The organism is Mesorhizobium sp. M0768 (assembly GCF_040320195.1).
GTDB lineage: Bacteria > Pseudomonadota > Alphaproteobacteria > Rhizobiales > Rhizobiaceae > Mesorhizobium.
Window position 1 is genome coordinate 1 of record NZ_JAMYPD010000042.1, and the last position, 12,413, is coordinate 12,413.

Consider the following 12,413-nt stretch of genomic DNA (forward strand, 5'->3'; position numbering starts at 1 on the left):
TCCGGGCGGCTATATCGCCTAAGACAGCATGACGAAGCGTTCCAACTTCCTGTTCGGCGAGCCCGTGTGCAGTTCCTGACTCGGACAGTGGACGAGAATTCTCATGGCGGTGATGCGCCAGAAGGCATTCGCGTCCAACGGAATCAAGCCTCGACTATCAGTCCCAAACTACACATCACAAGAGCGATCTTCCACCCATTTGCAGATTATCCGACTGATCAGGCGGCGTCCGATATGTCCGACTCTGCCTCAAGAATTCCCACAGGTATGGACAGCGATCTCGCTATTGGTCGCAACGTGCTTAGGTTCAAGACTTGATTCATAGTTTCTCGAAGGCGATGACAAGGACGTCACGATATGCGAACGGCATTTTCGGATTTTCGGTCACGATCGGTGATACATCATGAAACGTCTTGCGATCGTTGCAAATCACAAAATCAGTTGGAAGGTTCATTTCGACATCGCCGAGGAACCGCTTTGAGGCATCAGTAATCGTGCTCATACCGCCGGTCACGTTAACCCGCCCGATCATGTAAGAAACGATGAAATCCACCCCGTCCTGATGAAGGCCCTCGGGTGCTGGTTTGCCGTTTACACCGTCGCGTGCAACAATCCGGTAGGGATGGAGCTTAATATCCCAACGATCATGTCCAGCGGTTTGACATAGAATTCTGCAGAAACCTGTCAGAATCTTGTTTAAGACAGGATGATCTATAAACGATTGTTCAAAGGGCTCGAAGTAGCGCTTGAAGCCGCCATTCAAGTGGTTGATGGCTTTCGATTGCTCGTAAGGGGCATGGGGCAGGAGCCGAAAAATTCCGTCAACTGCGTCATATTCAAACGCACCATAGCGCCGGTAGCGATAGGTCCCGCCGTCACGCATGTATTCATCGAGAAGCAATCGATTCCAGTGGTCAGCAAAGTTCTTCCAGCCAGCATCAATTTCGATGCCGAAGCCGGCTTCGGTGCGCTTACCTCTGGAAAACCACCATCCATTCGTGACCAGATGATCAGTGCATTCTTGACTGAGGCTGCATAGCGCCTGGGGTGCGACCTTTTTCATGGGTGTCTCCCGTCTTGGTAATTTGGCGAGGGGGAAGTTTTAAAGGACGCTTGGTGGCTCGCGGCTTGGTGTTCCCAAAGGTGGCGGTCCGTAATGTATTTCGGCGTGCTGGCTATGATGGACCGAGGTAAAAAGCGCGTATTATCGACTATGTAGCTGACGCTCCCGCTGACGCCCTCGAGCGCGGACGCTATGGCCCGTTCGCACATCTTGTGAATAGTACTGCCCCATTCACCTGAAACCGCCTCCTGGGACCAGGCTTGCTCAAGCCCTTCCTTCAACACGATTGATCCGACGCCAAGGGAAGCGGTTTCGAGGTGCCGCAGCGCGTCCATGATGATGGCCGCTGCGGGGGCCTCGCGGACTTCGAGAACCTTTTCACCGGTTGAGATGTGTTCGAGCCCGACAAAGCGGCCGTGTCCGAATTTGCCAACTGTTTTATTCAGGAGCGGGATTGTGTCGATCAGTGCAACATCACGGTCATCAATTGACACGAGATTTCCGTCGATAAACCCGAGTTTGATCTCTACCGGCTGCTCTGCGGCAGTGTTGCGCGTCCAATCAAATGCCTCTTCCGGGATAGAAAAGTTCTCGGGATCATCCAAAGGTCCAGACTCGAATTCCCGGCACCAGAGGTTTTCGTCTCCGCTCCAGGTGCGGTCCGTCACAAAAGTCAGTCCGAACTTAGAGAGGGCGGCGGCCTTCTGCTGCCGGGAAATCACCGAGCATTCATACGGACTGCCGAAGTTGCCGGAAAATCCCGAGCGCTTGATGCTATTGTTAAGGCGCGGAAGACTATTCTGCGAAAGACTTGCTGTATGAAGAAGCAGCCGTGAGCCGATTGATGTTGCATGATCAACAATCAACGAGGCGATTACGGGACGGCTCAAGGAACTGCTTAACGGATAGTTACCAAGGTACTTGGCGTGGGCCCGAATGGCGGGTTTCACGCCTTGTTCGACAAAAGCTTCCCGCCCTTCGAGACAGACAAAGCGCGCGCCGAACCTGGCTGCCGTCTGTTCCAGCAAAGGCTTATCGATGGAAGTTCCGACATCCACCGCGACAGCTTCAATATTCGAAAAGCCAAGGCTTTGCAGCTTGTAGAGAAGGTAGGTGCTGTCGAGACCGCCGCTGAACATGGTTGCAACTGGTGCGTTTCGGTCCGGAAAAGCCTCCAGATCTTCGAAACTCAAAATGCCGCCGGTAGATGGTTTGATCGAAGTTGAGACGGGGTTCATTTGTCAGGTCCTGCTCTCAAAAAAGATGCCGGAAAAGGTTCCGGCGAGGATGAGGCCGGCACCTATCAAGCCCGTTGCGGTCAAAGATTCTGTCAGGAGAAGGTGCGCGAGGACGAAACCAAAAAAGGGTTCTGTTCCCATCAGCAAGCCAACCCGTGTCGGCGTGGATTTTCTGACCGCGGCGTTTTGAATGTAGAATGCAGCGATCGTGCAGAAGAGTGAAAGGAAGGCGACGGCGCCCCAAAACTGAAGGGGGGCCTTCACAATAAGGCCGTAGATTCCGAATTGACCCACGGCTAAAACGAAAGTGAGTGTTGCCACCGCCGATCCCTGGATGGCCGTCAGTGCCGCAGACGAAATCTGCCGGCCGGCCAGAAGGCGTTTGGTGGAAACGACCATAATTGCTCGCAGAATCGCAGCCCCCAGCACAAGCGCGTCACCCGGACTGAACTTGCCGATCCCGCCAGTGAGAAGGCCGACACCGATGCAGGATATGGCGGCACTTGCCAATATGCCCGGAGGTGGAAGTCGCCCCGATAGCCCATAGTCAATGATCGGCGTGAAAATTACACAAAGCGAAATGATCAAGGCCGTATTCATTGCGCTTGTTGATGCAACACCGTAAGTTTCAGCAATAAAAATTGAAAAAAGTATTGTCCCCAATACGAGGCCACGGATGCAATCGCCCCAAGAGATCGACGCGATCTCATGTCTTGCCACCACTGCCATAAAGATCGTGGTAATCAGGAAACGATAAAGAATGAGGATCAAAACCGGCGCATAGAATAGTGCGCTTTTCGCGACCGGATAGCTCGCGCCCCAAACGAATGCGGCACCCAGTACGGCCAGGTCGGCCGAGAAGGATGAGGTCAGTGACCTCCTCGCAGGTATTGAAGCACGTTCGAAAACGTCCACGTTCAAGTATCCTTTGTGCTAGCCACCCATCCTACTGTGCAGAACGAGTCAAAACAGATTAGGCCGTCCCTATAACGTTGGTATCGCGGAACTGTCCGGCCTTCCGCGAGGCGCTCATCGATGTCCCACCACTGGACTTCATTAAGCGGCGGGACGATCGAGCGGCTTTTTGTCCAGTCGTGGCCCGCGTCGCGAGATTTTGGCGTCCCCACATGCAGTAGGGGGAGTGTTTGGTTACAAGCTCGGCCCATTCCGATTGCAACCGGAGGGCGGATTCGCATGCACAGATCTTGCTGTAGCGACTGCCTGAGGCTGTTCATGGAGGAACTCCTGCAGGTTCGTGCCGTAGGTATTTGTGATTCAGTAAAGCAAATGCCGTGCCAATCCAGAAAACCATTTTTAGACAACACGATCGCTTTGATAGTGCAGTGTTTCATACCCAACATTGTCAGAAGGCCGACAATGAGTCCGACTGCCGGGCATGCAACCGAACGCTGTGATCCTGTTATCCTGACAGGTTTCCCGCTGCAGCCCGGCTTGGCAATTCATCAGGGCCTGTCGCAAATGAAAAGTCGAAGGGCGAGGCGGCTTCCGGCTCGCAGAGCGGCCCGAACGACCTCGGCGCGGTCTCTAAGCCTCGCCCCGATGCAGCTTGGCCTACATACCGACGATCTCGTTGACTACGCGCGCAAGGAAACGCGGCACGAGCACCTTGCCGTAGTTGCGGACGCTGTACAGCTTCGTACTTTCTCCGGGCGGTGCGCGCGAACTGAAGGAATGGCTGTTTCGGGAAGCCGACTTGGCAGTGTCGAACGAGGATATTGCCCGTCGCTTCGTGGCCGACTGCCGTCGCACCCGCACGGGTCGGGAGTTCCCCGCCTGGCTCGGGCCGACACCTTCGCAAAACTCGAGGGGCGGCAGCGGATCCTCGGCTTGTCGCGTTGCTCGCCAGGAAACCCGTGCGCTTGGCGAGTGTGGCCATGGCGAACAAGATGGCCCGTGTGGTCTGGGCGATCATGGTACGCGCGAGACCTCAAGCTCGTCATGCCGCGAACCTTGCGGTGTAAGGTTGCGAAGAAGATAAATTTTAGGACAGAGAACAGGCGGGCCGATCGATCGGCTACCAGTAGGTTGTGAGAGCGACGCGATGTGATGGCGAGACTGGTCAGGCCGGGAACAGGGACAACCCGTCGAATGTCCGAGCACCATAGCCTGATAGGCAGATTGAGATCCAGTTCGCCGGTCCCATCAGGGCCAGCAGTCTCGGATGGCTGCATCAACAGGCCGGACAGAAGACTGCACCCGCCCAACGCGCCGTAACGTCCAATTACCTCTTGCATCGCGGGAGCCATCCACAGAGGACGTTTCTCGGAGAAGGCGACGGCGCTGCATGCGGAGTACCACCGACCGGCGGTCTGCCGACCGCCCGCGCTCGTGTCGGTAATGTCGAGGCTTCCTTCAGCGAATAGCGACCAACAGGAGAACTTTGACCGATCGCGGGTGCGAAGCCGCATTGGCATGTGAGCCCAAGCCACGCTCGAGTCAGCGTGCAGATCTTTGCCCAATGGCCCGAGGTGATGGGCTGCCAAACCGTGACTCTCAAGCTCCCCTCCGAAGACTGCACCAGAGGACTACGACCCGCTGCCTTCCTCTTAAACCGTCATCGCTCTGACAACACATTCTGCAATGCTCGGCGGATGTCGATGAGGCGGCTCATCACGCAAAGTAGGTATTCAGCAGGTCGGGAGGAACGAATGAACCCTGATGCTTTCCGCAGCCCAGTTTTCGTTAAGCGTGCAACGTACATCGTGCAAGAGATTGCCAGCCTGGCCGACGCCATCGATTTCCTCAACGAGTGGCCAGGAAACCGCAGAGACTTGATCCACGAAGCCGCCCTCAAGGCGTGCTATGATGCATACGACGAGCGAATACCTGTAAGCGCAGCGCGCAATGCCTTTTTCGGCTTTGCGAAACGGGCCGCTATATTGGAAGATGCAACCTCCGCGATGCAGTGGCTCGCTGCCTGCAAGTCGGGCAGTGGAAAAGTGAAAGTGTAGGCATACGCGAAATGTGCGAGGCTGGCGCGGGTAGCACGCCAAGGAGGGCACTGTGTCGAGATTTCACAGTTCGCCGAAAGCAAAAGCTTCTCAAAATCAACAGCAAAACGGCAGATCTCGCGCAACCCCCATCATAACCAGACCCACTGCACTCGGTCGCTAGGCTAGTGCCAAGTCCAGCGACGAAGATGCAGCGGAACCATTCGGCTGGCAAAGAAGTGCGACCGAGGCCTGTTGCCGTAGAGGAGGCGGAGAGATGATCGGCTTGAGCAGATTTGAGCGGCCAATGGTTGCTAAGGTTAGCCGTCACAGATCGGAGCGTATCGTGTTCGACGTCAATGACGCGGCCGCTATCTTGCTCCGTGATCTTAGTCGTCGGACCGAGAAACGGAAGATACCGATGGACGCCTGTCGGCAAGTATTGCGTGGCGAGGCTCATCCATCAGCTGCACGAAGAGCTTTCGTCGCAGCCGCGCTCGAAGCAAAAATCCTGCGCAGTGACTAAAAAATGAAGCCGCGCGATATCGGTTGGCTATGCCCAGGTTCGAGCACGCCGTTCGGCTTTAGCGTCGAGCAGCCGTTCGCCGCGAAGAGCGGCACGGCGATATATTGACGGAAAGGAGAAGGGAGTTCGCGCGGCTTGTGCCCCGGAGCGGGTCTCCACACAGACGGCGCAGCAACTGGCTTCGCAGGATCGGCCTCGGATGATAGGCAGGCCGCTGGTCGCTTCCAGCACGACCCGGCAAAGCCGACGGCGCCGAGGTCGAGTTCTCGATGAAGACTTCGATGAGTCGGACCGGATTGTCCTGCATCACCTAAACGTCTAGGCACTCGGGAAAGAGTGTCGCTTGCCGGCGATCCTCGCCCTCGACAAACCGATTCATCCCATGTCGGCTCTTCTGAGCCTTGTCCACCGAGAGCGGGATTAGCCCGACCGGCCTTGGCCTGCACTGGCCGCAGCTCGATGCCGATGTGGATGTGCCGGCGCTGCTGCAAGGTGTGTTCGGCTCCAAGCGTTGCCAACGTGCCAAGAGAATCGCGGGCTCCCGCTGTTGGCCGGCCTCGTGCCAAAGTTCCTCGATGACATGGGCATGGTCGCAACCAATGCCTCCGCTCGCGCGCGAACACATCCGTGAAAGTTGATGCAATCAGTCAACAAACGTGATAGCGGCGTCCCCGCCTGCACTGATGGGTGCAATAAGCCTTTCAGATTGACGGAGATCAGGGGAATGGGGTTAACCCGACGCTTGGACGAACACGGCGATCGTCCGGCGCTGATCTTTCCCGGCCGCACGCCGATCACCTACCGCGATCTTGCGCTACGTGTCACAGCGGTGGCAGCCGAGTTCGGACCGGAGAAAAAGCTGGTCGCGGTAGCAGCCGAGCCGACGGAACACGCGGTCATCTCCTATCTGGCAGCCATGCACGGCAGGCACGCCGTCGCATTGATCCCGCCCTGCAACGCATCGGCTCTGGACGACTTCGTCGCCGACTATTCGCCCGAAATCATCTGCAGACGCGTAGACGCCCGCTGGCGCTGCCGCGCGGAAGCCGGGAAGTCCTGCATCCCGATCTCGCGGTGCTGCTCGGTACCTCCGGCAGCACCGGCAAGAGCCGGTATGAACAGTTTGCGCGCGGATCTTTCGACAAGTCATTGCTCCACGAGCCGAAACGCTTGTGGAAAAGAAGCGCGGCGCTCGGGAGGACGAATGAAGCGATATTACAAGGTCGTTCGTCCTATTGGCCATCTTGGGCTGGCTGACGTGGCGGCTCTGTGGTCGCATGACAGCAGCCGGCCACTTGGGTGTGTTGGCCGCCGCGACAGCAAATATCGCAGCGGCCGGTCCACCCGCCGAGCAAGTCATATTCTTCCACCATGTAGCTCTTGATCTTCAGCCAACTGCCGTGCCGCCAACCGGCTTCCATGGATGCAGGTCAATTCACGATTTGCTGAAACGCGCTGTTTCCGCCCGGGTGGAGCTAGCCTGTCAGTTTAGTGAAGTCGTGGCGCCGCGCGCGAACATGTGCCAGCAAATTCGTTTCGTTTACGACCCCTGATTGAAAGAGATTCAGCGTGGTCGAGGCCAGAATCTGACCGTCTATCGAAGTGCTGTACCATTTAGCGTCGGCGGTTATCTGGTCGACAACCCGCTGGCAAATCGCCCGATCTTTAGGTCTAAGGAACTGACTTTTCAGCGCTCGTAGCATCTCGATGCCTTTAAAGGGGAGTCACTTGTCTCCCAAGCGACACCCATGCGTGGGTCTCCCGAGAATGGATACTAAACGCATCCAGGCCATTCGTTTGAGTGGTACGATGCGGGGCGTTGGCATCGGTGACGTGGTCGCGATCACGGCCGCGGTACGGAGGCGGTCACCGACGACCGTATCAGTGATACAACGCACTTCCTTAGCGGGCGGCCCAGCAGCTTGGGTTAGGGGGCGGCCGCTGGGCCTGACCAGCGAGCGTTCGGGAATGCTCGACTGGCTGGTTGGTATTTTAGATAAATCTAATATAATCGAACCATGCGAACGAAGTACGCGGCGGTAAGAAAGTGGCTGGCGTCCGATTCACTTAGCGGCGCTTTTGCCTTGGGTTCTGGCGAGCTTTCGGACGGGTTTGCAGCCAATTTTGCAGATCGCCGATCTGTTACCCACAGGGACTTTTTCCTCGTCAACAAATCGTCACGATCGCCCTCAGCGGTCGCTCGGCTATGCATCGCAGCTATGGCGTAGTCGGCTCTGTTGGTTCGATAGTCTTCTTTTTGGACAGTCATCGTTTGCTCCCAGTTTCATAGCCCCTCTTTTGCCCTGGCGGGGAGATTAACTGCCGGTGCATTACGCGAGTCAATCGATGAAACGACCACTCCGCAGTCGCGAGGGCGGGGAGCAACCCGACAATTTTTAACGTTGGAACGGCTTACAGACTGCAACACAGCCGCCCTTTCGTCGGGCTGCGTTGATCGCGTTCATGTTGCCCTTCAGCTCGCCGGTCTTGGCTTCACGTACCTTGATGTCGTGTTGTCGCATCATGCTGCCAACCGGCAAGCCAAGCCAAAACACGCCGTCCACGTCACGGCGGGCGGTTCTGTCTTGTACGGCCATTATCGGCGCGAGGTCGGAACTCGTTCGGTAAAGTTCGGCTTCCAACTGGCTGCAGGACTTGCCCGCGTATACGCTGGACGAAACCAGCATGGGCTTGATGTCGGCTGGGCGAGTAGCGCAGCCCGACAAAACGCTGATGGCTACAAACGCACGTAACTTGATTCATGCTTCCCCCCAAAATGCCCGCGGCGAGCAGGCGCTGAGGGCAGGACGAAGTCTATGTGCTTGACGGCATGCGGAATATATTCCTATTCTGCGGGATGCCGCACCCTCGCCGACACGAAGCCGTTTCCGAATATCACCTCGCCAAAATTGAACGACAGGCGTGGCGCCTTGTCTCTGTCGGTCGGGGCGACGCTTTTGGACCTCAAAGTGTCCGCTGCCGACCTCGGCCTGCGGGTTGGTGAACCCGTTGAAATCATCGTTGATCTGATCGCCGCACAAAGCCTTCAGATCATCGGCAGCATCACGGTGTCATCCGGGGTGGCGCACAACGAGAGCAACACGGTCAACCCGGCAGTGGCGGGCGGGCTGGGCTACATGAGCGTTGGGCTGACCGTCACGCCGACCCAGAACGATGTCACGTTTGGCACGAGCCTGCTGGTTCGGCTCAACATCGCTGCCGGCGTCGGTGCGAATGCCTGTTCGTGCTCGGCTGGGCTGTCCAGAAGGCCAAGTCACGCCTGACCTACATCGGCGGGGCTCTCCAATCTGCGGCCATGGTGGCGGAGGATGCGCACCCGAAGCTTAACATCGACCCGTTCTTCCGCATTGCGGCCAGCGGCGTCACCAACGACTATGCTGGCAACCCCCTGATCGGAGCATCGGCTGGCGGGTTTCCTCCTGTTCTGGTCAACGCGCCGGCAGGCTCGCCCTTCGGCACCAGGCCATCAAGCTGCCGGCCGGCCACGCTGCACGACATCAAGACGCCCGTAGCCGAAGCAGGGTTGACGGTGGGAGAAACTGTCTGGTGTATCTTCGCCTTCATGGCGGGGAGTGCCCAGTCCATCCAGTTCATCCACTACATTCCGGTGTCGTCCGGGGTGACCCAGACCGTTCAGATAACCAAAACGGTCAATGGCCTGACGTATATTTCGCTGCCCATGTGGTCACCCAGAACGACGTTACCTACGGCCTTAATCACCAGCTCCGCATCCTTCCGACAGGGGCCTTGGCCGCGGATGCCTACCTTCCCGGCTGGGCCATCCAGAAGGCACCGGGCCGGCTGATCGATAACCATGGCCGGTTTGACAAACTGGCCAAGGACGTTGCCTCCGTGCCGGCCTCGCAGTTCGCCGGCAAGATCGGTGCGCACTTCGGCGATAGCATCATCGAAAGTGTCATCTGGCCGGGCATCACGCCGACCGCCAAGATTGCCCAGCGCACCGGCATGACGATCACCAACTGCGGCGGCGGCGGTACCCGCATGGCCAACCATGCTGCGAACTATGACAAGTTCTCGTTTTACCGGCTGGCCGATGCCATTGCCTCCGGTGATTTTTCCCAACGGATAGCCGCAGCAACGGTCATCGGAGGCACCTTTCCAGCGATTGCAGCGCGCATGGCATCGGTGGATTACAGCCTGCTGGATTACCTGATCCCCTCGTTCGGCACCAACGACTTCACCGGCGCCGGCCCGACGTGCCCCATCGGCACCAATGCGGACATAACCGGGGCGACCTTCAAGGGAGCCATCAACTACGGCATCCAGACGATGTCATGACCGCCCGGCCGAACCTGAAGCTCATCTTCACGACGCCGATATGGCGGACGCTGGACGGCACTGCGGGAGGAGCCGGAAGCCAGCTGATCGACTACGCCAACGCCATGCTTGAGGTCTGCGCCCTAAACAGGGTGCCAGTGGTCGATCTGTACCGCCGCTTCATCATCAACCAGTTCAACTACGTTCATTGGATGGGTCCTGGAGACGGAACTCACCCCAACAATCTTGGACAGGACCTGATCGGCGGCATGATGGCGGCGGGGCTGTTCGACAACTTCTAAGTTGCGCCTAGACAATCTCGGCGCGGACGAAATGCCATGACGCCGTGTTAATGATCGTGTCCGGGGTGTAGGGATTGGTGAGTTTCACTAGCGTCCCATCAACTTCCGCGACCGTCCAGACGCCAGTTTCGTCGCTCCAGTCGCCCGGAACGGCTACAATCATGGTGATGCGGTAATCTCTTCCGATTTCGAACATTCGGCCCTCCCCAGTTTTTGGTTCGGGGCAGAATGCGCGCGTGCTTGGGCCGGCGCAAGCGTCACCGACCTCGCAGGCGCGGATGGCGTCGACCAGCGCGACAACCGCGCCACGGGCCAGGTGGATGCCATCCTCGACGTGATCTCGAGCAACCTTTTCACGGCGATGGCAAATCTACCCTAGTGGAAGTCAATCTTTTTCGACGGCTGCGCGGTGTGGCTTTTGAGACTGATGAGCGCAGGCGTGTCGATCTTCGACGCTATCCGCCGGGCCAGTTCCCGCAATTCGAAAAAGCCGTCAATACTCATCAGGCTCAACGGTGTGCCTGACGAAGTATCCCACCGCAAAGGTACTTTGTCTTGCCTGTACGAAGATCCGTTCATCTAGCAAATGGCGTCGTAAATCGCCTGTGCGATCGACATTTCGGCCCGGATACGCTCTGCGTCTTTTTGGCTGTTCATAAGAATTTTTCCCCAAACCACGGTCCCCCTTAGCCGCTTTAATTAGGTGTCGCTAGATCACGCGGATGTGACACGTCGGATAAAATCGATTGATATGGCCGAGGGAGCGCACGCGGTTTTCTTTGGTCTTCGCCGTGTTGAGCGCCATGCAAGACTCGTGCCGCGTCCATCTTGATCGCAGCGTTGAATGGGCACTATTCGCAATGTATATTGCGCCCATGAGCACTGCAGCTGACAACAATTTTTTGCTGCCGCCTCCGGCTCCAGCGTATCTGCCGGCGCGCGTCATCGGCGACCCGAAGAAGGCGGCGTAGTGGTCAGCCCGCTTCCGGATCCCGAGGTCGCAGACGAAGCGCCAAGCGAGCCCTACCTCACCCCATACGACAATAAACGCGTCGCCATGTATATGTGGCTGCTGGACGCCGCCTATGACGACGAGGATTGGCGCGTGGTTGCCAGGACTGTGCTGCATATTGATCCCGAGAAGGAACCGAAGCGGGCGCACCGAGCCTGGGAAACTCATCTCGCCCGCGCTCGGTGGATTCTCAAGGAAGGGTACAAGTTCCTGTTCCCGAGCCCCACGACTCACTGACGAGTCTGTCCGTTAGGGCCGAAATTGGGGCCGCAAGAAGATACCGACAAAAGGTTTAATGAAATCAAGGGCATCTGGCGGAGGGAGTGACCGTCCGGCTGTTTTTTCGCGCCGACGTCATGCCTTTTCTTCGCACCGGTTAAAGGTTTTGGTTCCCTGGACCAGGAAACATCGATGGGGCTCGCGGTCACCCAGGTGAAGCCACCGCATCCACCATGCGCATCAAGCGCACTGGTCAGTCGACGCGACAATACACGAGACCCGCCGCGCAGTGCCTCCAGTTCTTTGAGACTGGCACTGATGAAGGCAAGTGCCTCGCCGCGGTTGGGAACCGGTCCCTTCTTCATAGCACGAACCCTGCTGCCACGAATTGACCCCAACTTAATTAAACGCGCTCTCATGGGTGAAAGTGACTGTCAGCATTGGAGGCGCGGAAATTTCTCCCAATGCAGATGCTCAGGACGTCCTTCGCACTGCCGGACGGTGCCTTTTTGAAGCGAAACAACATGGACGAAATCGTGTTTCGTTCGTCTATGACGCCGCCATGTTGCGGGTCGTGACGCCCTAACCTACCGCTGGCCCAGCCCTGACGCTGGCAGAGTATCGCGAGAATGGGGCCTGCCTTCCAACCGATTGCGGATGCACCAACAACCCGGCCACGTTCGACGTTTCACAGCCTGGGGCCTATTTTTCAGGTAACCGGCAATTCGTTGGAGTCCGTTCTCCAAAGTGACGCAAAAAGGCCCGCCCCATTGTCTGGAGCAGGCCCTTTGACTTGCGCGGTA

Annotated in this window: 16 protein-coding genes and 1 pseudogene; 10 read left to right on the plus strand and 7 right to left on the minus strand. The window is 57.5% G+C overall.

Annotation, left to right across the window (positions count from 1 at the left end; genetic code table 11):
• Positions 1–318, plus strand: a 318-nt coding sequence (locus NKI08_RS30625; RefSeq protein WP_352774741.1) for a hypothetical protein, incomplete at its 5' end; no start/stop codon positions are given.
• Between the two features lies 1 nt (position 319).
• On the opposite strand, the gene NKI08_RS30630 is transcribed toward NKI08_RS30625, so the two are convergent.
• Genes NKI08_RS30630 through NKI08_RS30640 form a run of 3 tightly spaced genes read right to left on the minus strand, consistent with a single transcriptional unit; the run spans position 320 to position 3,216 of the window.
• Positions 320–1,063 (minus strand): 2OG-Fe dioxygenase family protein, encoded by a 744-nt coding sequence (locus tag NKI08_RS30630; RefSeq protein WP_352509679.1) that lies wholly within the window; start codon positions 1,061–1,063, stop codon positions 320–322.
• The gene (locus NKI08_RS30635; protein WP_352774743.1) at positions 1,060–2,301 is read right to left on the minus strand and encodes an argininosuccinate synthase-related protein; all 1,242 of its coding nucleotides are present in this window, start codon (positions 2,299–2,301) and stop codon (positions 1,060–1,062) included. Before NKI08_RS30635 ends, NKI08_RS30630 begins: the two co-directional genes overlap by 4 nt.
• A gap of 3 nt (positions 2,302–2,304) precedes the next feature.
• Positions 2,305–3,216: a DMT family transporter gene (locus tag NKI08_RS30640; protein WP_352509681.1), complete on the minus strand. Its 912-nt coding sequence runs from the start codon at positions 3,214–3,216 to the stop codon at positions 2,305–2,307.
• A 914-nt stretch (positions 3,217–4,130) separates the two neighbouring features.
• On the opposite strand from NKI08_RS30640, the pseudogene NKI08_RS30650 reads away from it, so the two are divergent.
• From NKI08_RS30650 to NKI08_RS30670, 5 genes and pseudogenes are all read left to right on the plus strand, one after another.
• A pseudogene (locus tag NKI08_RS30650) lies at positions 4,131–4,283 on the plus strand (IS110 family transposase); the annotation flags it as partial.
• Between the two features lie 687 nt (positions 4,284–4,970).
• Positions 4,971–5,273, plus strand: coding sequence for a DUF982 domain-containing protein (locus NKI08_RS30655; protein ID WP_352509682.1), 303 nt, complete (start codon positions 4,971–4,973; stop codon positions 5,271–5,273).
• 286 nt (positions 5,274–5,559) lie between these two features.
• Complete coding sequence (locus NKI08_RS30660) at positions 5,560–5,778, plus strand: DUF982 domain-containing protein (protein ID WP_352774784.1); 219 nt, start codon at positions 5,560–5,562, stop codon at positions 5,776–5,778.
• Between the two features lie 401 nt (positions 5,779–6,179).
• Positions 6,180–6,416: a DUF2442 domain-containing protein gene (locus tag NKI08_RS30665; protein WP_352774745.1), complete on the plus strand. Its 237-nt coding sequence runs from the start codon at positions 6,180–6,182 to the stop codon at positions 6,414–6,416.
• Positions 6,417–6,520: 104 nt separating this feature from the next.
• A complete protein-coding gene (locus tag NKI08_RS30670) occupies positions 6,521–7,162 on the plus strand; it encodes a hypothetical protein (protein WP_352509686.1) in 642 nt (213 codons plus the stop codon).
• Positions 7,163–8,174: 1,012 nt separating this feature from the next.
• On the opposite strand, the gene NKI08_RS30675 is transcribed toward NKI08_RS30670, so the two are convergent.
• Positions 8,175–8,465: a hypothetical protein gene (locus NKI08_RS30675; RefSeq protein ID WP_352707951.1), complete on the minus strand. Its 291-nt coding sequence runs from the start codon at positions 8,463–8,465 to the stop codon at positions 8,175–8,177.
• A gap of 243 nt (positions 8,466–8,708) precedes the next feature.
• Here NKI08_RS30675 and NKI08_RS30680 point away from each other — a divergent pair, with 243 nt between their 5' ends.
• The 3 genes from NKI08_RS30680 (at position 8,709) to NKI08_RS30690 (ending at position 10,379) form a co-directional block, all read left to right on the plus strand.
• A complete protein-coding gene (locus NKI08_RS30680; RefSeq protein WP_352707952.1) occupies positions 8,709–9,062 on the plus strand; it encodes a hypothetical protein in 354 nt (117 codons plus the stop codon).
• Positions 9,063–9,546: 484 nt separating this feature from the next.
• Positions 9,547–10,098 carry a hypothetical protein gene (locus tag NKI08_RS30685; protein WP_352774748.1) on the plus strand — a complete coding sequence of 184 codons (552 nt, stop codon included), beginning with the start codon at positions 9,547–9,549 and terminating at the stop codon, positions 10,096–10,098.
• Positions 10,095–10,379 (plus strand): SGNH/GDSL hydrolase family protein, encoded by a 285-nt coding sequence (locus tag NKI08_RS30690; protein WP_352774750.1) that lies wholly within the window; start codon positions 10,095–10,097, stop codon positions 10,377–10,379. The genes NKI08_RS30685 and NKI08_RS30690 overlap by 4 nt, the downstream gene beginning before the upstream one ends.
• 7 nt (positions 10,380–10,386) lie before the next feature.
• Here the strand turns inward: NKI08_RS30690 and NKI08_RS30695 are convergent, their stop codons facing one another.
• Both NKI08_RS30695 and NKI08_RS30700 read right to left on the minus strand, forming a co-directional pair.
• The gene (locus tag NKI08_RS30695; RefSeq protein ID WP_023722438.1) at positions 10,387–10,575 is read right to left on the minus strand and encodes a hypothetical protein; all 189 of its coding nucleotides are present in this window, start codon (positions 10,573–10,575) and stop codon (positions 10,387–10,389) included.
• Positions 10,576–10,754: 179 nt separating this feature from the next.
• Complete coding sequence (locus NKI08_RS30700; RefSeq protein ID WP_352774752.1) at positions 10,755–10,892, minus strand: hypothetical protein; 138 nt, start codon at positions 10,890–10,892, stop codon at positions 10,755–10,757.
• Between the two features lie 457 nt (positions 10,893–11,349).
• Between NKI08_RS30700 and NKI08_RS30705 the strand changes: the two genes are divergently transcribed.
• Positions 11,350–11,628: a hypothetical protein gene (locus NKI08_RS30705; protein WP_023722441.1), complete on the plus strand. Its 279-nt coding sequence runs from the start codon at positions 11,350–11,352 to the stop codon at positions 11,626–11,628.
• Here NKI08_RS30705 and NKI08_RS30710 read toward each other — a convergent pair.
• Positions 11,622–11,975 (minus strand): hypothetical protein, encoded by a 354-nt coding sequence (locus tag NKI08_RS30710; RefSeq protein WP_352451783.1) that lies wholly within the window; start codon positions 11,973–11,975, stop codon positions 11,622–11,624. The two genes, NKI08_RS30705 and NKI08_RS30710, sit on opposite strands and share 7 nt — an antisense overlap.
• Positions 11,976–12,413: the final 438 nt, after the last annotated feature.